Origin of the sequence: Trichloromonas sp. (genome assembly GCF_034006665.1) — a bacterium.
Lineage (GTDB): Bacteria > Desulfobacterota > Desulfuromonadia > Desulfuromonadales > Trichloromonadaceae > Trichloromonas.
Genome location: NZ_JAVESI010000013.1, coordinates 1 through 20,013, shown reverse-complemented (window position 1 = coordinate 20,013; position 20,013 = coordinate 1). Strand labels below are relative to the sequence as shown.

Below are 20,013 nucleotides of genomic sequence, written 5' to 3'. Positions count from 1 at the left end.
CATGAAACACGGAAAATCGGTGGCGATCGTCGGCCTCGGCGGGATCTTTCCCGACGCCCCGACCCTCGAAGCCTTCTGGAACAATATCGCCCAGGGAGTCAACAGCTCTCGCCGCCCGCCGAAAGGGCGCTGGCTACTGGAACCGGAGGAGGTTCACGACCCCCGTATCGGCACCCCGGACAAGGTCGCCTCGGTCAAGGGCTGCTACATCGCCGACGAGCTCGGCGAGCTTCCCCCCGAGCTCGCCATCGATCCCGCCTTCGCCGCCGGACTCGACCCCCTCTTTCACCTGCTGTTGCGCGCCGGGCATCGCGCCTTCACCGGCGCCGCGACCGCCAACCTCGACCGCTCCCGGGTCGGGGTTATTATCGGCAACCTCGCCCTGCCCAGCGAATCGGCCTCGGCCCTGGCCCGCGACTGGCTCGGCCGCACCTTTGAGGAGCGGCTGCTCGGGGAGAGTCGCGTCGGCCCGCCCGCCGTCGCCGCCGTCAATCACCGGGTCGCCGGGCTTCCGGCCGGACTGCTGGCCCGCGCTCTTGGTCTCGGCGGCCCCAGCTTCACCCTCGACGCCGCCTGCGCTTCCTCTCTCTACGCCATTTACCTGGCAATGGAAGAACTTCTCTCCGGCCGCGCCGACGCCATGCTCGGCGGCGGGCTCTCCCGTCCCGATTCTCTCTACACCCAGATGGGCTTTTCCCAGTTGCGCGCCGTCTCCCCCACCGGCACCTGCTCCCCCTTCGATGCCCGGGGGGACGGTCTCGTCGTCGGCGAAGGCTGCGGTATCTTTCTGCTCAAGCGCACTGAGGATGCCCTGCGCGACGGCGACCGCATCCTCGGGGTGATCCGGGGCATCGGCCTTTCCAACGATCTCGGCGGCAGCCTCCTCGCCCCCGCCTCGGAAGGTCAGCTGCGGGCAATGCGGGCCGCTTACCAGCAGGCGGGCTGGAATCCGAGCGATGTCGATCTGATCGAGTGCCACGCCACCGGTACTCCGGTCGGGGATGCGGTGGAGTTCACAAGCCTGCGCACCCTCTGGGGGGAGAGCGGCTGGCAGCGCGGGCAGTGCGTGCTCGGCTCGGTAAAATCCAACATCGGCCATCTGCTCACCGCCGCCGGCGCCGCCGCCCTGAGCAAGATCCTCCTTGCCTTGCAGGCGGAAACTCTTCCGCCGACGGCCAATTTCCGCTCCCCAGCCAAGGGAATCGATCTCGACCGGAGCCCCTTCCGCATTCTCGCCGAAGGCCAACCTTGGCGCCCACGCAAACCGGGCACCCCACGCCGGGCGGCGGTGAGCGCTTTCGGCTTCGGGGGCATCAACGCCCATCTGCTGATCGAGGAATGGCTGCCGCCCCAGCCGAGCAAGAGCCGGGTGGCCTTCCCTCCTTCCTTTCAGCGCGCCTCCCAGCCCATCGCCATTGTCGGGATGGGGACTCATTTCGGTCCCTGGGAGGATCTCGTGGCCTTCCAGCGCCGCGCCTTCGGTGCCGACGATACCCTGGCAACCCCACCGAGCCGCTGGTGGGGGACGGAAGAGAGCCGCTGGCTGGAGAAAAGCGGGATCGACGCCGCGGCCCTGCGCGGCCATTTTGTGCCGAGCGTGGCGGCGGCACCCGGGGAGTTTCGCATCCCCCCCCGGGAACTGGAGGAGATGCTGCCCCGTCAGCTGCTCATGCTGCAAGTGGCCGACCAAGCCCTGCGCGACGCCCAACTCAAGGGGGAAGATCTGCTCTTCACCGGGGTCTTCATCGGCGCCGGCCTCGATCTCAATGCCAGCGGTTTCAGTTTTCGCTGGGAGATCCCCCGTCTTGCCCGCCGCTGGGCCGAAAAACTCGGACGAACGCTCGACGATTCCGCGCTCTCCGACTGGATCGCCGAATTGCGCGAGGCCGCCGGTCCGCCCCTGACCGCCAACCGGGTGATGGGGGGGCTGGGGAACATCGTCGCCAGCCGCATCGCCAAGGAGTTCCGCGTCGGTGGGCCGAGCTTCACCCTCTCCGGCGAGGAGAACTCCGGATTGCGTGCCCTGGAGGTAGCGGTCCACGCCCTGCGCCGGGGCATCATCAACCGCGCCTTGGTTGGCGCCGTCGACCTCCACGGCGATCCGCGCGCGGTCCTCGGCCGTCATGGCGAACAGCCCTACTCCCCCTCGGGCCGCTGCCGCCCCTTTCAGCTTGAAGCCGACGGCACCCTTATCGGCGAGGGGGCGGCGGCCCTGGTCCTCAAGCGCCTGGAGGACGCTCAGCGCGACGGCGACCGCATCTACGCCGTCATCCAGGGAATCGGTACCGCCACCGGCGGCGCCGCCGAAAGTTTCCACCCCGACCGCCACGCCCTCGATCTTGCCCTGCGCCGGACCTTCCAGGAGAGCCGTCTCAAGCCCGCCGCCGTCGATTATCTGGAAACTCACGGCAGCGGTGATCCCCATGAAGATGCCCTAGAAGGCGCGGCCCTGGCCGAGTTCCTTGATTCCGGCGGCGACGATCATCCCTGCTGGATCGGCGCGGTCAAGGCCGAAATCGGCCATGCCGGGCATGCCGCCGGGCTCGCTTCGCTGGTGCGCGCCGCTCTCGCCCTCCATCACCAGATTCTGCCGCCGCTGCGCTTCTCCCGAATCGAGGGAACTCCCTGGGCACAGAGGAATCGCCCCTACCGCCTGGCCAGCGCCGCCCACTACTGGCTGCGCGACCGCGCCGAAGGTCCGCGCCGCGCCTTGGTCAGCGGTCTGGGCGCTGACGGCACCTTCTCGGCGGTCCTGCTCGAAGGCTGCGAGGGGAAAGGCAAAACGCGCACTCCCGCGCTCCCCAACCCCTTGGGACCGCTACGCGAAGGGCTCTTCGCCCTCACCGGCGACAGCGCCGCGACGGTGCTCGGCAAACTGGAAGAACTGCGAAAGCTGGTTACGAACAAAGCCGATGCCACGATGGCGGATTTGGCCCGCACCTGGCACAAGCAATTTCCCGTCGAACGCAGCCGAGGGCGCTGTCTGTCCCTGGTCACCGGGAACCGGGACGAACTGACGGCCCTGCTCGACCAGGCCCGGTCTTGGCTGACCGAATTCCCGGAAAAACGACTGGACGGCAACGACCGCACGCCCCGGGGGCTGCGCGACCGGATCTTCTACAATCCCGCGCCGCTTGCCGCCGACGGCAAAATCGCCTTCATCTTTCCCGGTTCCGGCAATCACTTCGCCGGCATGGGCCGGGATCTCTCCGCCCGCTGGCCCGAGGTCTACCGCCGCCAGGACACCTCCAGCCAGTATCTGCGCCGCCAGTATCTGCCCCAGCACTTCTGGGGGGAAAGTCTCGACGAAACGATTCATGAAAACCACAACGCCCTGGTCATCGCCCAAGTCGCCCTCGGCACCGCGGTCAGCGACCTGGTGCGCGGCTTCGGCGTCGAACCGCAGCTGGTGAGCGGCTACAGCCTCGGCGAATCGGCCGGATTCTTCTCCTTCAGCGTCTGGAAGGATCGCGACAGCATGGCCCGACGGCTGCGGGAATCGACCCTCTTTACTGAGGATCTGGCCGGATCCTGCCAAGCCGCCCGCCGAACCTGGAAACTGCCGCCGGAAGAGGAGGTGGACTGGACCCTGGGGCTGGTCGCCGCCCCGGCGGAAGAGGTACGGCAGGCTCTAGCCGGCGAGGAGCGGGTCTATCTGTTGATCGTCAACACCTACGAGGAGTGTGTCATCGGCGGTCGTCGCATTGATCTCGAACGGGTGGTCAAACGCCTTGGCGCGACCTTCATTCCTCTGCGCGGCGTGACCACGGTCCATTGCCCCGTCGCCGACCAGGTCGCCCACCGCTACCGGGAGCTGCACCGCTTTCCGACCACGCCCCCCGAAGGCCTACGCTTCTACAGCTGCGCCCTGGGGCGTTCCTATCCTTTGGATGAAAACAGCGTGGCCGACGCCATTCTCGGCCAGGCCCTCGCTACCGTCGATTACCCGCGGGTAGTCGAGCAGCTCTACGCCGACGGCGCCCGCATCTTCCTGGAGATGGGCCCCGGCAACTCCTGCACGCGCATGATCGGCCGCATCCTCAAGAATCGCCCCCATTTCGTCCGGGCGGCCTGCTATCCCGGCGCCGACGCCGTCGCTCTGATCCTGCGCCTGCTCGCTCAGTGCCTCGCCGAAGGACTGCCGGTCGACATTGCCGCCCTCTATCCGGAAACCCTCGCAGCCAAGGTCGCGAAAGCGGAGACTTCGCTGATCGCCACGCAGATCGGCGGCGCTCCTTTCACCCCGCCTCAGCCGCCGAACGCCGCGCCGCAAAGGCCGAAAAGGGCACCCACCCCGACCCCGGCTCCACCAGCCGCGAAGCAGCCTGTGGCGACCATGTCGGCAAAGCCACCGACCCCCAAACCGCCGCTGATTGAAGCAGCAAATCCGTCTTCGGCGGCAACTGTGAAAACCGCACCGTCAGCGACGGCCGCGGCCGTCGAGCATCCCCTCATCACCCCTCTGGAACGGCTGACCGCCGCCGGGGCCGAGGGGCACGCCGCCTACCTCAGCTTCGCCAACGGCCTGCGCCGGGCCTTGACGGAAAATCTTAACTGGCAGATGGAACTGCTGGCCCGGGGCGGCCATGGGGGAGAGTTCCCCGCCGCCGACCTCTTCGCCGCCGTTTCGGTGCCGCCACCCGCGGCCCCTGCCCGCCCGGCCCGTTTCAATCGGGAAATGTGCATGGAAGCGGCCATCGGCTCCATCGCCAAAATGCTCGGCCCCGACTTCGCCGAGGCCGACGACTTCCCGACCCGGGTACGGTTGCCCAACGAGCCGTTGATGCTGGTCGACCGCATCGTCGAGGTCGAGGGGGTGCCGCGCTCCATGAGCCATGGCCGGGTCGTCACCGAGCACGATGTCACGGCCGATCGCTGGTATCTGGACGGCGGCCGCATTCCCACCTGCATCGCGGTGGAGGCAGGGCAGGCCGACCTCTGGCTTTCGGGCTACCTAGGGATCGATTTCATCACCCGGGGGCTGGCGGTCTACCGTCTGCTCGACGCCGTCGTCACTTTCCATCGCAGCCTGCCGGTACCGGGAGAGATCATCCGCTACGACATCCACATCGAGCGTTTCTTCCGCCAGGACCAGACCTATCTCTTCCGTTTCAACTTCGAGGCGACGGTCGACGGCGAACCCCTTCTCACCATGAAGAACGGTTGCGCCGGCTTCTTCACCGTTGACGAACTGGAGGCCGGCAAAGGCATTGTCCACACCAAACTCGATCTGCGGCCGCAAGCGGGCAAGCTCCCCGCCGACTGGCGGGAACTGGTGCCGATGGCAAAGGAAGCCTACAACGAAACCCAGGTCGATGCCATCTACGCCGGCGATCTCGCCGGCGCCTTCGGACCATGTTTCGCCGATCTCGACCTGGGCCGTCCCCACACCCTGCCCGGCGGCCTGCTCAAACTGGTGGATCGGGTCATCGAACTCGACCCCAAAGGGGGCCGTTACGGCTTGGGTCAGATCCGCGCCGAAATGGACATCCGCCCCGATGCCTGGTTTCTCACCTGCCACTTCGTCGACGACAGGGTCATGCCCGGCACCCTGATGTACGAATGCTGCATGCATACCCTGCGCATCTACCTGTTGCGGATGGGCTGGATCGGCGCGGCGGGCACGACTTGGTGCGAACCGGTGCCCGGCATCGCCAGCGGTCTCAAGTGTCGGGGACAGGTGATCGAGACGACGAAAGTCGTCACCTATCAGGTGAGCATCAAGGAACTCGGCTACGGCCCCGAACCCTTCGCCATCGTCGATGCCCTGATGTTTGCCGACGGCAAGGCCATCGTCGAAATCCCCAACATGTCGGTTCGCCTGGCGGGCCTGACCCGGGAGCAGGTGGAAGGGTTGTGGCGGAAGCGGAACACCGCCGTCGGTGTGCTTCAGAAATCGGTCTTGAAGGATTCGCCCCGACAGGTCGCGGGCAAGCGTCCGGCTCTCTACGATTACGAGAAGATTCTCGCCTTTTCCACCGGCAATCCCTCGGAAGCCTTCGGCGAGCCTTACCGGATCTTCGACCGCGAGCGCAGAATCGCCCGTCTCCCCCGCCCGCCTTTCCAGTTTCTCGACCGCATTGTCGCCATCGACGGCGAACCCTGGAAACTGGTCCCCGGGGTGACCATTGAGGCCGAGTACGACGTTCCCCCCGACGCCTGGTATTTCGCCGCCGGCCGCCAACCGGAGATGCCCTTCGCGATCCTCCTGGAAACCGGCCTGCAACCCTGTGGCTGGCTCGCCGCCTACCTCGGCAGCGCCCTGACCAGCAACAGCGACCTGCGCTTCCGCAACCTCGACGGTAACGCCGTGCAGCACCGGCCGGTAACACCCCAATCGGGCACGTTGACCACCCATGTCAAGATCACCCGCATCTCCAGCAGCGGTGGGATGATCATCCAGAGCTATGACTTCGAGATCCGTGATGCTCAGGGGCCGGTTTACACCGGCGATACGGTCTTCGGCTTCTTCTCCGCCGCATCCCTCGCCCAGCAGGTCGGCGTGCGCGATGCCCGGCCCTATCAGCCGAGCGTCGAGGAAACGGCGCGAGGTGAGGCCTTCCCCTACCCCACCGGCGCTCCCTTTCCGGATACGCAGCTGCGCATGGTCGATGACATCGAGATCTTCGTCGCCGACGGCGGTCCCCAAGGCCTCGGCTTCATCCGCGGAACGAAGCGGGTCGACCCCGGGGAGTGGTTCTTCCAGGCCCACTTCTATCAGGATCCGGTCTGCCCCGGCTCCTTGGGTCTCGAATCCTTTCTGCAACTGTTGAAAGTCGTCGCGGTCAAACGCTGGGGCGGCTCCGTCGCAACCCGTCTGGAGACCGTCGTCACGGGAATGCGTCACCAGTGGAACTACCGGGGGCAGATCATCCCCGACAATCACCAGGTTACCATCGAAGCATCCGTCACCGCTGTTGACGATGACCGGCACCTGCTCACCGCCGACGGCTATCTGACCGTCGACGGCAAGGTGATCTACCGGATGAAGGATTTCAGCCTACGCTGGTCCTGACATCTATCCCGCCCAACAAAAATCGGCCGGAAGCGATGCTTATACCGCTTCCGGCCGATGGCCGTTCCCGACGAAAAATAGGCTTGTTCTCCTAAACTTCCTCCAGATCCGTATCCCCCATCCACCGCGCCGTCAAGCGATATAACACCGGCACTACCACCAGGGTCAGAAGGGTCGCGAAGGTCAGGCCGAAAATGACCGCCACCGCCATCGGCCCCCACCATTCCGCCGACTCGCCGCCGATCTCCCAGCTCAGAGAGCGAAAGTCGAAACTCACCCCCACGGCCATGGGCAACAAACCGAGAATGGTGGTGACGGCGGTGAGCATGACCGGGCGGAAACGGACCGTGCCGGCACGGACCAGGGCCTCGCGCAGAGGCATCCCCTGGGCGCGCAGCTGGTTGATGTAGTCGATGAGAACGATGGCGTTGTTGACCACCACCCCAGCCAGGGAAATGACGCCGATGCCGGTCATGATGACGCCGAAGGGGGTGATGGTGACCAGCAGGCCGATCTGCACCCCCGTCAAAGAGAGGATGACCGAGGTCATGACGATCAGGGTCTGGGAGAGGGAGTTGAACTGGGTGACAAGCACCAAGGCGATGAGAAAGAGGGCGGCGAGAAAGGCCTTGCCGAGAAAAGCGATGGCCTTCTGCTGTTCTTCCTGCTCGCCGGAAAAGGTCAGCTGATAGCCGCCGGGGATTTTCAGCTCAACCAGCCGTTGCTGTACCTCCTTGAGCACCACGTTGCTGTTGCGTCCCAAGGTGTTGGCGGAGATCGTCACGACCCGTTTCTGGTCGAGATGGCGGATGGAACCGAAGCCGGCGGCAAGGCGCAGCGTGGCGACCGTGGAGAGCGGAACCGGGTCGCCGCCGGGGGTGGGGATGAGCAGATTCTCGATGTCCGCCAGGCGCTCGCGGCGCTCTTCGGGCAGACGCACGACAATATCGTACTCATCTTGGCCGTAGCGGTAGGTACCGAGCTTGCTGCCGCTGATGGCGGCCTTGACCATGTTGGAAATATCGGAGGTCGAAAGGTTGAGGAGGGTCGCCTTCTCGCGATCGACCAGCACCTGGATTTCCGGCTTGGCCCGGGCAAAGTCATCCTTGAGGTCAACCAGCCCGGGGACGTCGGCGATCAGCTGGCGCGCCTGCGCCACCAGCGCCTCCAGGGTCTCGATATTCTCGCCGCTGATCTCGATGTTGACGGGCGGGCCGGTGGGGGGACCGTGCTGCTCCTTCTCAACCTTGAGTTCGGCCCCGACGAAACCGGCCAGGGACCGACGCAGACGCTCCAGCACTGCGTCGGAACGCTCATGGCGCTCGACCCGTTCGACGAATTCCATGGAAACCTTGCCCATGTGCGATTGTCCACCGATCTCGGCACCCGCCTCGCCGCTCGGCGCTACCCCGGTCTCGGCGGTCACGAAGCGGATATCCTGCTCCGCCAGGGCCAACTTCTCGACCTTTTGCACTAGGGCATCGGTACTATCGAGGCGATGGCCCTCCGGCGCCTTGATCTCCACATAAGCCCGGTTCGGCTCGGTGTCGGGGAGAAACTCCAGGCCATGGCCGAACCTGCCGTAAAGGGCGGAAACCCCGATCAGCAGGCCGAAGCTCGCCAAGGCAACGAGCAGGCTGTGATCGAGAGCGATTTCCAGGGTTCGGCGGTAGAGGCGTACGATGAGGGTGCGGTCTTCCCGGGGATGGAGTTCCGTCGGGCGCAGGCGCATGAAACCGGCGCAGAGCACGGGATTGATGACCAAAGCGACGAAGAGGGAAGCGCTCAGAGTGATGATCAGGGTGATGGGCAGAAATTTCATGAATTCACCCATGATCCCCGGCCAGAAGATCATGGGGAAAAAGGCGCAGAGGGTGGTCAGAGTCGAGCTGATCACCGGCCAGCCGACCTCGGCGGCGGCGAGCCGCGCCGCTTTGACGCGGCCGTTGCCTTCCTGCATGTGGCGATAGGCGTTCTCGACGATGACGATGGCGTTGTCGACCAGCATCCCTAGGGCGAGGATCAGACTGAAGAGGACGACCATGTTGAGGGTCATACCCAGGGCCTGGATCGCCATGAAGGAGAGGAGCATGGAGAAAGGGATGGCGAGAGCGACGAAAAGGGAGTTGCGCAGGCCGAGAAAGAGAAAGAGGACCGCGACGACGAGGATCAGGCCGGTGAGGATGTTGTTCTCCAGTTCGCCGACCATGCGCCGGATATCCTTGGACTGGTTCAGGGTCACTTCCAGGGAGATCCCCTCGGGCACCAGGTCGCGGGCCGTTTGCAGCAGGGCAAAGACCTGGTCGGCGACGGCGATGATGTTCTCGCCGGTGCGCTTCTTCACCGCCAGACTGATGCTCTCCTGGCCGCCGAGACGGGCATGGCTGAGCCGATCCTCGAAGGTGAAGTCGACCGTCGCCACATCCTTGTAGTAGATGGGCCGGCCGTCGCGGGTGACCATGACCAGGTTGTCGATCTGATTGGGATCGGTGAATTCGCCGGGAATACGCAGCAGGTACTTGCCCTCGCCGAGATCGATGCTGCCGCCGGGGATGTTGACGTTCTCCCGCTGGATGGCGGCGAGAATCTCGGCGAAGGAGAGGCGGTAGGCGGCAAGACGGTCGGGGTCGAATTCCACCCGCACCTGCCGCTCGCGGGCGCCGGTCAGAACCACATCGAGCACCCCGGGGATCTCTTCGATGCGCTCCTCCAGTTCCTCGGAAACGCCCTTGAGGACGGTCTCCCCGACATCCCCGGAAATGGCGACCATGAGGATGGGAAACTCGGAAAGGTTGATTTCGAGAATCGACGGATCTTCTTCCAGATCGTTAGGAAGATCCCCCTTGGCCTGATCGACCTTGTCCCGCACCCACTGCAGGGCGTCGTCGATATCCACGTCGGGATGGAATTCGATGGTGATCATCGACGAGCCCTCAGCGCTCACCGAGCGGATCTCCTCCACCTCCTTGAGCCCCTTGAGCTTGCGTTCGATGGGGAGGGTGATGAGGGACTCGACATCTTCCGAAGCCACCCCCTCGTAATTGGTCACCACCAGCACGTAGGGAATGGTGATATCCGGGTTGGACTCCCGAGGCAGGGTCAGATAGCTGTAGATACCGACGACGACGGCGATGAACATCAGCACATAGACGGTGCCCCGGCGCTGGATGGCGGCGTTGGTGATGAGCATCTCAGGGCTCCGTGATAACAACGGGAGAACCGTCATTGACCAGATGCTGCCCCTTGACCAGCAGCGCCTCGCCCGGATTCAGCCCGGCCTCAACCACCACCCGGCCGTCGATCACCGGCCCGAGGCGCACATCCCGCTGTCGGGCCGCCCCGTCCTCGGCGACATAGACCAGCTTGCGCCCTTCTTGGTCGACGACGGCGTGCAACGGGATGGCGATCGCCCCAGGCAGCTCCCGGCGCAGGGCGGAGACGCGCACGATCATCCCCGGGCGCAGCCGTCCGGTGTTGTTGGCCACCTCGACCTTGGCCATGTAGGTCCGGGTCACGGGGTCGGCCTTGTAGGCGAGATGAATGATTTCGCCGGAAAATTCCTCCCCCCCCGTCTGGTTGACCTGAGCCGGGGTAAGATGCACCTTCTCCCCCAGCGCCAAAAAGCGGATATCCTTTTCCGGCACTTCCAGCAGTACCTTGAGCCGGTCGACCTGGACCAACTCAGCCACCGCCATGCCGGCACTGACATATTCCCCCCGATCGACCAGCCACCTGTCGAGCACCCCGGAAATCGGCGCGTAGAGGGTGCTCTTCTCCAGGGCCACCTGGGCCTGGCGCAGTTCGGCGGCGGCGGCATCCTGGGCGGCGACGGCATTGTCGTATTCCTGCGGGCTGATGAGTTTTTCGTCGAGCAGGCGCCGCAGACGGTCGCGGGAAACGGTGCGCAGTTCCGCCTCGGAACGCGCCCGATCCAGGGCGGCCTGATGGCTGTCGGAGTCGATGCGCAGCAAAGGCTCACCAGCGCGCACCCGTTCTCCCTCTTCCGGTCCGCGCCAGCGGACCGGCCCGTCGATCTCGGCGGCCAGCAGAAGATCCTCCCAGGCTTCCAGCGATCCGGGCAGGGTCAGCGGTTCGCGCAAATCGAAGGGGGTCACCGCCTCCACCGCGACGGGTATCCCTTTGTCCTCAACGGCAACCGGCGCTTCGGGAACGGACTCACCGGGGCCATTCTGGGTACAGCCGACCAGAAACAGCAGCATCAGCAAAAACAAAGGCATAAAAATCCCTCGATGATGGATAAAAGATGGGCTCGGAAAACCGGGACATTAATGCTCGGCGGCCAGGGTGCGCTCCTGGAGCTGTTGCAACAGCTCACGCTCTGCACGGGAAGGTTCCGCTTCCGCACCGATGCCGGCCAGCGCTTGACGCAGCAGAACGCGAAGCATGGCGGTCACCTCCGCCTCGTTCTGGAGATACCCCGAATACCAACTGGAGAGCATGAGCAGATGCAGGGCATAAAGATGGCCGATGGCCGTCAGCGGGTCAAAGCAACCGGACAGTTCTCCCCGCCCACGAGCACGCTCCAGAATCTCGCCGACGCCGCGCACATACCGACCGTTGAGTTCCCGAGACTGGGCCCGACCGGTGCTCCGGGGCAAAGCCATTTCCCGCATGAGCAGCCGACCGAATTCCTGGTTGCGGGTGACAAAACGGAACTGACTGATGAAAAGGGTCAGCAATTGTTCGAGAACCGGCGCCTCGGGATCGTTCTTTTCCGCCAGGGCGGCAAAGGCATAGTCGATCTCGTCCTCGCAGAAGGCCAGGAAGATCTCTTCCTTGGCGCGAAAATAACCGTAGATCGTCCCCTTGCCGATCCCCGCCGCCCGGGCGATCTGCTCGATACTCGTCTTCTCGAAACCCTTCTCGGCGAAGAGCCGTACCGCCGCCTCGATGATCGCCTGGCGGGTGGCCTGTTTTTTCGCCTCGCGAATACCTCTCATCACGTGCTCCATAAAAAGTCGAACGTGGTCGAATTTTATCGCCCCCCGATCTTCTCCGCAACCTTTTTTCCGACCCCGGTCGACTTCATCATTCATCATTCCTTGCCTTGACAGTCGAGAAGCGTCAATGGCACCTTTAACACAGGAGGACTGACCATGAACCCCATTGCATTGCTCGAAAAATACTACCCCCCCGGCTCTCTCGCTCACCGCATCCTCTTGCGCCACAGCGGCCGGGTCGCGGCCAAGGCGGTCAAGGCCGCCCGCCATGCCGCTAAGCGGGACCCGGTGGATGTGGAATTCGTCCGCGAGGCGGCGCTGCTTCACGATATCGGCATCTTCTACACCGATGCGCCGGACCTCGGCTGTCACGGCGCCTTGCCTTATCTGGCCCACGGCTACAAGGGGCGGGAATTGCTTGAAAAAGAAGGCCTTCCCCGGCATGCCCTAGTCTGCGAGCGACACATCGGCGTCGGCCTGAGTGCTGAGGAAATAAGGGGAAAAGGCCTGCCCCTGCCGCTCCGCGACATGCTTCCGTTGAGCATTGAAGAAGAGATCGTCACCTATGCCGATCTCTTCTTTTCCAAAAATCCCCGGGAAAACGACCGGGAACGGACGCCGGAGGAAGTGCGCGAGACCCTGCGCCGGTTCGGCGAAGACAAGCCGGCGATCTTCGACGCCTGGCACAAGCGCTTCGGCGGCTGAGCGAATTGCCATGGAAGCCTGGATTCAGGATTTTTTTCATTGGCTCCCGACCGGAGCGTTTTACTACGCTCTGGTTTTCCTGATTTCCTTTTGCGAATCCCTGGCCTTCGCCGGAATCGTCGTGCCCGGCAGTACCCTCATCGTCTTCACCGGTTTTCTCGCCGCCAACGGTAAAGGAGCCTATCTGCCGTTAATGACCGCCTCCATCCTCGGCGCCATCCTCGGCGACCTGCTCAGCTACTGGCTGGGGGCGCGAATGGGCACAGCGCTTCTGGCCCGCCCCCTGTTCAGGCGCTATCAGGGACTTTTCCGCAAAGCCCAGCTCTTCTTCCTCGAACACGGCGGCAAAAGCGTCTTTCTCGGCCGCTTCATCGGCTTGATCCGTCCCTTCATCCCCTTCGTCGCCGGCTATGCCCGCATGCGCCCCGGCCTGTTCTCCTTTTACGCCGTCGTCAGCGGCATCCTCTGGGGATTGGCCTATCCCGGCCTCGGCTATTTCTTCGGCGCCAGCTGGCAGCGGGTCGAGCTCTGGGCCGGGCGCTTCAGCTACCTGCTCGCGGCCCTGGTGGTTCTGCTCGTCGCCAATCACCTCTTCTGGAGAAAACTCGCTCCCCGACTGTGGGCTCTGGGGCAACGGCATCGCCTCCAAACAACGGAATATTGGCGAAATTTTCTGCAAAGACCGGCGGCACGCCGCCTCAAAGAGCGCCACCCGGGGTTGTGGAATTTTCTCGCCGATCGTTTCGATCCCCGGCACGGCGCCGGACTCTTTCTCACCGCCGGGTTCACCGGGGTGGTCCTCTTTTCCATCCTCTTCATCCTCCTGGTCGGCCCCTTTCCTCGGCTCGATCAGAGCATCCACCAAGGCCTCGCCGCATTGCGCCATCCCCTCGCCGACCCCATCGCTTTGCTCGTCACCTATCTCGGCAACGGTCCGGTCATTGCCGGGCTCGGGCTTTGGGCCAACCTCTGGCTACTTTTGCGCCGTCGCTATTTCAGCGCCCTGCTCCTGACCGGGGGGACGCTCGCCGGGGAACTTCTCGTCTATCTCCTCAAGCTTCTCTTCGCGCGGCCCCGGCCCGAATCCCCCTTTATCCATCTGGTCATGGATCTGCACGGCTTTCCCAGCGCCCATGCCTTCGTTGCCCTGGTCTTTTACGGCCTGCTCGTCTACATGCTCCTCGATACCCTGAAGAATCTGGAAAAACGCTTCTACCTCGTCGTTGGCGGCAGCCTGCTGACCCTGCTCATCGGCTTCAGCCGCCTTTATCTGGGAGTGCACTGGTTCAGCGACGTCCTCGGCGGCTATGCCTTGGCCGCCGCCTGGCTGAGTCTGCTGATCACCGCCGGGGAACTGCGTCGCCGCCTGGCCGGGGAGTACCTCTGGGGACGGACACCGGCCCTGCCCGACCTCACCGCGCGACGACGGAGAGTTGTTCTCGTGTTGGCCGCCATCCCCCTGTTCTGGATTCTCTGGGTCTACGTCGAACACCGTCTGGACAGAGATCTCGGCCCCGGCAGAGGTTTACAACCACCGGCGAATCGGCTAGGATGCTCGCCGGAAACGCGCATTCATTCCCTGGATCAAAAGGATAATAATTTCCATGTACAGACGTTTGCCCGCCGAATGGGAAGAGCAGGACGGCGTTCTCCTCGCCTGGCCTCATGCCGATAGCGACTGGCGCGAAGACCTGCCCTTGGTAGAACCGGTCTTCCTCGCCATCGCCCAGGTTGTCGCCCGCTTCCAGCGAGTGCTGATCGTCGCCCCGCAGACGGCCCCCCTCGCCGAGCGACTGCGCCGGACCGGCGTCGACCTGGGGCGGGTTTCGCTCTACCCTCTGCCGACCAACGACACCTGGGCGCGGGACTTCGGCCCGATCACCGTCTTCGAGGACGGCAAACCCCTCCTCTACGATTTCGGCTTCAACGGCTGGGGTCTCAAGTTCGCCGCCCATTTCGACAACCGCATCACCGCCGAACTGGACCGCCTCGGAGTCTTCGGCCAGTGCCGGGTGTCGGTGCCGGGACTGATCCTCGAAGGGGGAAGCATTGAAAGCGACGGCGCGGGCACGCTGCTGACTACCGCCCAGTGCCTGCTCGAAGCCAACCGCAATCCGCACCTTTCCCGGGCGCAGCTCGAAGAAAAACTGGTCGAGCTCTTCGGCGTCGACCATGTCCTCTGGCTGGAGCACGGCTATCTCGCCGGGGACGACACCGATTCCCACATCGACACCCTGGCGCGGTTCGCCCCGGACAACACCATTCTCTACGTCAGATGCGACGATGATCGGGATGAGCATTATGGCGCCCTGGCCCTCATGGAGGCGGAACTGCGCGCCCTGCGCACCCGCGGCGGCGGTCGTTTCCGCCTGCTGCCCCTGCCCTGGCCAAAAGCCTGTTTGGGTGACGTGGGGGAGCGCCTGCCGGCGACCTACGCCAACTTCCTGGTCATCAACGGCGCGGTGCTGGTGCCAACCTACGACGACCCGGCCGACGTCGAAGCCTGCGCCGTCATCGCTCGGGCCTTTCCCGGGCGGGAGATCGTTCCCGTCGATTGCCGGGCGCTGATCCGGCAACACGGCTCGTTGCATTGCGTCACCATGCAACTCCCGAAAGGAGTCTTGGCATGAATACCCTCAGCGTCGCCCTGGTACAGCACGGCTGCACCGCCGACCGAAATGAAAATGTTCGCCGCAGCAGCGAAGGCATCCGTCGCGCCGCCGCGCAGGGGGCGCAACTGGTGGTTCTGCCGGAATTGCACTGCGGCCTTTACTTCTGCGTAACGGAGGAAACCGCCTGCTTCGACCAGGCGGAAACCATCCCCGGACCGAGCACCGAGGTCTTCGGCGCCCTCGCCCGTGAACTGGGGATCGTCATCGTCACTTCTCTCTTCGAGAAACGGGCGCCGGGCCTCTACCACAACACCGCCGTGGTTCTGGAAAAGGACGGCTCCATCGCCGGAAAATATCGCAAGATGCACATCCCCGACGATCCCGGCTATTACGAAAAATTCTATTTCACCCCCGGCGATCTCGGCTTCACCCCCATCGACACCTCCGTCGGCCGCCTCGGCGTGCTCGTCTGCTGGGACCAGTGGTATCCGGAAGCGGCGCGGTTGATGGCCATGGCCGGGGCCGAGCTGCTCATCTACCCCACCGCCATCGGCTACGATCCCAACGACACGGCCGAGGAGCAGGGCCGCCAGCGCGATGCCTGGATCACTATCCAGCGCAGCCACGCCGTGGCCAACGGCATCCCCGTCATCAGCGTCAACCGCATCGGCTTCGAAGATGATCCCTCCGGACAGACCGCCGGCGCCCGCTTCTGGGGGAGCAGCTTCGCCACCGGTTTCCAGGGGGAACTGCTGGTCAGCGCCGCACAGGATCAGGAAGACGTGCTGCTGGTGGCGATCGACAAGGCGCGCAGCGAAACGGTGCGGCGCATCTGGCCTTACCTGCGGGACCGGCGCATCGACGCCTACGACGATCTGCTACGCCGCTATCGGGATTGAATCATGACACGATACGGATTTTTCATCGGCGGCCTGCTGGCCGCGCTTCTCTGCACTCCCCTGTCGGCAACGGCGAACCTTCCCGATTTTGCAATCTGGCTTGCCGAGGTCCGCGCCGAGGCCCTGGCCCGGGGGATTTCACCGCAAACCGTCAGCGCCGGCCTGGACGAACTGACCCCGCTGGGCTACATCATCGAGCAGGACCGCAAGCAGATGCCGCGGACGGATGGACGCAAACGTACCGGAATCTACAGCCGCTACCTGAAACGGGTCATGCCTCCACAGAAAATCCAACGAGCCGAGAGTCGTTATCTGCAGCGCCGTAACCTGCTGCGCCGCATCGATGCCCATTTCGGCGTTCCCGGTCATTATCTGGTGGCGTTGTGGGGAATCGAAAGTCATTTCGGCGAGCATCAGGGCAAAACCCCGGTCATTCAGGCCCTGGCGACCCTCGCCTACGACGGTCGGCGCGGGGAATTTTTCCGGGGGGAACTCTTTCGCGCCCTGGAAATTCTTGACCAAGGACACATCGATACCGAAGGGATGCTTGGCTCTTGGGCCGGCGCCATGGGCCAGGTGCAGTTCATGCCGTCGAGTTTCATGAATTTCGCCGTCGATTTTGACGGCGACGGCCGCAAGGATATCTGGACCAATGAAGCCGATGCCCTGGCTTCCGCCGCCAACTATCTGATCGCCAACGGCTGGCGTTCGGGAGAAGGCTGGGGAGAACGGGTGACCTTGCCGAAAGGATTCAACCACCGTCTGGCCGGGTTGGAAACCCGCAAAACCCTTGCCGAATGGCGGCGCCTGGGCGTCAGGAAGATCGACGGTCCCGGCCAGTGCAAGGCCTCCCTGCTGTTGCCCGACGGAACTGACAGCCCGGCCTTTCTGGTTTATGACAATTTCCGCGTGCTGCTCCACTGGAACCGTTCCCAAGCCTTCGCCCTTACCGTCGGACACCTGGCCCACCGGCTTTACGCCTTGGAGCGGAAAACCTTTCCCTGAGCAAGGAAACGTAAATTTTTTCTTTTCTTTAGAAAATGGTTAGTGTATTGATAGCCATTGGCTAGGCCGCTCAGCCTGCCCCGTCCCCTTTGCGGTGGGACGGGGTTTTTTCGTGGGCAGCACAGATCACGCCTCGTTCCGGAAGATACCGACCATGTCCGCCTATTTCCAAAAATTCCGCCTTTTGTTTCTGAATCGCTATCTCCTTTTCATCCTGGCACTGATCCTGGCCACGGAAATCTTTCAGCAATTCGGCGGGCTGCCTGCCCTGCGCCATGCCTGGCGCCTGGAAATCCCGCTGCTGCTCTATCTCTACTGGCTCAGCAACCGCATGTTGCGCCCCTCCCGCCGACAACCCTGGCTGGCGGCGATTCCCGGGGCCTTGCTCTACGTCATCTTCGATCTCTACCACATGCAGTTCGGGCGCCTGCTGCGCATCTCCGAAGTCGCACAGATCCCCGAACTCATTCAGATTCTCACTCCAAGCATCCGCCTCGCGGCATTTCTGGCGGTGGGCCTCCCGCTGACGCTCTTCATGCGTGCCGTCGCCTGGCGGCGCTGGAAATCGACTCTGGCGGCAGCTCTCCCCCTGCTCGCGCTCTGCCTCTCCATAGGGTTCTATCCCGCCGGGTTTATGGCGGTTTTTGCCCAAGCCCAGACGGACATGGTCTTCTATTCGGATACCAAGAGCGCCCGGGCCAACGGTCGCCTGGCCATGATGCTCTACAACGAGGCCAAACGTCGCGGCTATCTGCAAGAAACCGCCCGCTACCTAGGGGATACGCCCTACCTGAAAAAATACGCAAAACTTGCCAATCAGATCCGCCGCCAGCCGGACAAACGCAACGTGCATCTGGTGGTGCTGGAGAGCTTTCTCGATCCGTCCCTGCTCGGCGCCGCCCATTTTTCCCAGGATCCGGCCCATCCGGAATTCGCCGAGCTTTTCGGCGGGAAAGGCAGCCTGAGCATTTCCCCGGTCTTCGGTGGCGGTACCGCCCAGGCCGAATTCGAGGTACTCTGCGGCGTCCCGGCGATGCGGGAACTGTCGGGAATCGAGTTCGACGTCTTCACCGGCTCTCCCACCCCCTGCCTCCCCTATCTGCTCGCGGAGGGGGGCTATCAGACCCTGGCCAGCAACGCCTACAAACCCGATTTCTTCAACTCCACCAACGCCTACGCCGGCATGGGCTTCAACGGTATTTTCTACCCCCAGGAGTTCGCCCCGGCCTCGGAGAGCTATTTCGGTACCGGCGATGTCGGCAAAGAAATCTATATGTTCGACGGCAAACTGCTGGATAGCAATCTTGCCTTCATCGCCGAAAAGATCCGCGCGAGCAAGGGGCGACCGATCTTCAATTACATTATCGGCATGTACGGCCACCTTCCGCATATTCTCGACGAAACGAAACGTCCTAAAGTCGTCCGGGTGGAGGGCGCGTCCCAGGTCGGGCAACTGGAACGGGCGGTCAACCAGTACTACTACCGCACCGAGGCTATTGCCGAATTCGTTCAGGGCTTGATGCGCATCGACCCGGAAAGCCTGGTGATTCTGGTCAGCGACCATCTGCCTACCCTCGACCAGGGGCCGACCACCTACCGTTCCCTGAACTACCTCGCTGGGGTGGAGGGGGATATTCATCTCAACCGCATTTACTTCATCGAAAACGGTCAAGTGACGCGCCGTCGTACCATCAACCATTACGACGTGCCGCAAATCATCCTCGATTATGTGACGCGGGGGGAATATTGTCGGGACGGGGATTGCGATTTCACCCCGGAAGAGACTCCCGAGGAGAAGACGGTGTACCGGGAGGAATATTTGACGATCATGGCGAGAGCCATGCTCTGAAGGGAAATGAAAACGCCCGCCTGTTCAGGCGGGCGTTTTTCGTTACGGCAAAGCGGAGGGATTGTCCGCATCGGCCTCGCAGCTTTCGACCACGCTGCGCAACCAGGCAATTTCGTCGGGCAGAAACTGCTTGGGATAGTCGCCGCCGACATTGAGCGCCCAGTGCAGAGGGGGGGCGGAAATACGCGCCAGGGCGTAGCCCGCCACCAACACGTAACTGACTTCGGACCCGGCCCAGGCATAAAGGCGGTCCTCCCGATCAAAAAGCATCAGGTAGTCCTCCCCTTCTCCGTCGATAATCAACGGCACCGCGCTTTCGGCGTCGGCGGCGGTGATTTCACCGAACTTGCCCTCTTCCGCCTGGGTCGGAACGTAAAAATTGCTGTTAAGAAAAAGATCGTAAAAACTCGTCTGTTTATCGTGATTTTCAGGCTCCTGATGGCAAAGGCTCAGAGCCATATCGAGATCGGTCATGGGAGGGTTCCTTTCGTTGGGGAGAAAAAGCCGCTCACCGACCCTCACGCTCCGCGCGGCGCAGGTCGCGCCAGACTCGGCCGTGCTTGATCAGCTTCACCAGACAGATGACCCCAACCATCAGCACCAGGGCGTTGGACAGGGTCAGGGTATACTGGGGGCCAAAATAGAAAAAGCCGTGTTCCTGAAGAAGAACCAGGGCACCGAGCACCCCACCGGTCATGGTAATGATGCGCACAATCGTAATCTGTTTGATGGTCAGCCCTTCGGACATACGCCCTCCGCGTTCGTGAATGGCCGTCAGCATACACGTTTCCGTGAAAAAAGGAAAACGGAACCGCCGCTGCCCTTACAGGGCCATCGCCAAAATCGGGTAGGAGGCGGGGTTGCCCCCGCCGTCCTCCCACACCACCGTGCGTACGGTTCCGTACACGGCGGTTCCTGATTTGCTTCTGCATTATCAACCAACAATGCCTGTCGTCCTATAAGCGCC

At 63.4% G+C, this 20,013-nt stretch carries 12 protein-coding genes; 7 read left to right on the top strand and 5 right to left on the bottom strand.

Features of this window, described 5'->3' with window-relative positions; genetic code table 11:
* Nucleotide 1: 1 nt before the first annotated feature.
* A complete protein-coding gene (locus RBR25_RS07145) occupies nucleotides 2-7,015 on the top strand; it encodes a beta-ketoacyl synthase N-terminal-like domain-containing protein (protein ID WP_432818859.1) in 7,014 nt (2,337 codons plus the stop codon).
* Nucleotides 7,016-7,106: 91 nt separating this feature from the next.
* Here RBR25_RS07145 and RBR25_RS07140 read toward each other — a convergent pair whose 3' ends face one another.
* Genes RBR25_RS07140 through RBR25_RS07130 form a run of 3 tightly spaced genes read right to left on the bottom strand, consistent with a single transcriptional unit; the run spans nucleotide 7,107 to nucleotide 11,976 of the window.
* On the bottom strand, nucleotides 7,107-10,205 hold the full coding sequence (locus tag RBR25_RS07140; RefSeq protein WP_432818858.1) for an efflux RND transporter permease subunit: 3,099 nt from the start codon (nucleotides 10,203-10,205) through the stop codon (nucleotides 7,107-7,109).
* Nucleotide 10,206: 1 nt separating this feature from the next.
* Nucleotides 10,207-11,253, bottom strand: a complete 1,047-nt coding sequence (locus tag RBR25_RS07135) for an efflux RND transporter periplasmic adaptor subunit (protein ID WP_432818857.1) — start codon at nucleotides 11,251-11,253, stop codon at nucleotides 10,207-10,209.
* A gap of 48 nt (nucleotides 11,254-11,301) precedes the next feature.
* Entirely contained in the window at nucleotides 11,302-11,976 is a 675-nt protein-coding gene (locus RBR25_RS07130) for a TetR/AcrR family transcriptional regulator (protein ID WP_432818856.1), read from the bottom strand.
* Nucleotides 11,977-12,132: 156 nt separating this feature from the next.
* Between RBR25_RS07130 and RBR25_RS07125 the strand changes: the two genes are divergently transcribed.
* The 6 genes from RBR25_RS07125 to RBR25_RS07100 all read left to right on the top strand — a co-directional run bounded on the left by RBR25_RS07125 (nucleotide 12,133) and on the right by RBR25_RS07100 (nucleotide 19,046).
* Nucleotides 12,133-12,681: an HD domain-containing protein gene (locus tag RBR25_RS07125; protein WP_432818855.1), complete on the top strand. Its 549-nt coding sequence runs from the start codon at nucleotides 12,133-12,135 to the stop codon at nucleotides 12,679-12,681.
* Nucleotides 12,682-12,691: 10 nt separating this feature from the next.
* Nucleotides 12,692-14,356, top strand: a complete 1,665-nt coding sequence (locus RBR25_RS07120; protein WP_432818854.1) for a bifunctional DedA family/phosphatase PAP2 family protein — start codon at nucleotides 12,692-12,694, stop codon at nucleotides 14,354-14,356.
* Nucleotides 14,286-15,311 carry an agmatine deiminase family protein gene (locus RBR25_RS07115; protein WP_432818853.1) on the top strand — a complete coding sequence of 342 codons (1,026 nt, stop codon included), beginning with the start codon at nucleotides 14,286-14,288 and terminating at the stop codon, nucleotides 15,309-15,311. Before RBR25_RS07120 ends, RBR25_RS07115 begins: the two co-directional genes overlap by 71 nt.
* The gene (locus RBR25_RS07110) at nucleotides 15,308-16,192 is read left to right on the top strand and encodes a carbon-nitrogen hydrolase (protein ID WP_432818852.1); all 885 of its coding nucleotides are present in this window, start codon (nucleotides 15,308-15,310) and stop codon (nucleotides 16,190-16,192) included. The genes RBR25_RS07115 and RBR25_RS07110 overlap by 4 nt, the downstream gene beginning before the upstream one ends.
* Nucleotides 16,193-16,195: 3 nt before the next feature.
* Nucleotides 16,196-17,197 (top strand): lytic murein transglycosylase, encoded by a 1,002-nt coding sequence (locus RBR25_RS07105; protein ID WP_432818851.1) that lies wholly within the window; start codon nucleotides 16,196-16,198, stop codon nucleotides 17,195-17,197.
* A 154-nt stretch (nucleotides 17,198-17,351) separates the two neighbouring features.
* Nucleotides 17,352-19,046, top strand: a complete 1,695-nt coding sequence (locus RBR25_RS07100) for a sulfatase-like hydrolase/transferase (protein WP_432818850.1) — start codon at nucleotides 17,352-17,354, stop codon at nucleotides 19,044-19,046.
* 42 nt (nucleotides 19,047-19,088) lie between these two features.
* On the opposite strand, the gene RBR25_RS07095 is transcribed toward RBR25_RS07100, so the two are convergent.
* Entirely contained in the window at nucleotides 19,089-19,520 is a 432-nt protein-coding gene (locus RBR25_RS07095; RefSeq protein ID WP_432818849.1) for an SseB family protein, read from the bottom strand.
* Nucleotides 19,521-19,554: 34 nt separating this feature from the next.
* Entirely contained in the window at nucleotides 19,555-19,827 is a 273-nt protein-coding gene (locus tag RBR25_RS07090; RefSeq protein ID WP_432818848.1) for a hypothetical protein, read from the bottom strand.
* Between the last annotated feature and the right edge of the window lie 186 nt (nucleotides 19,828-20,013).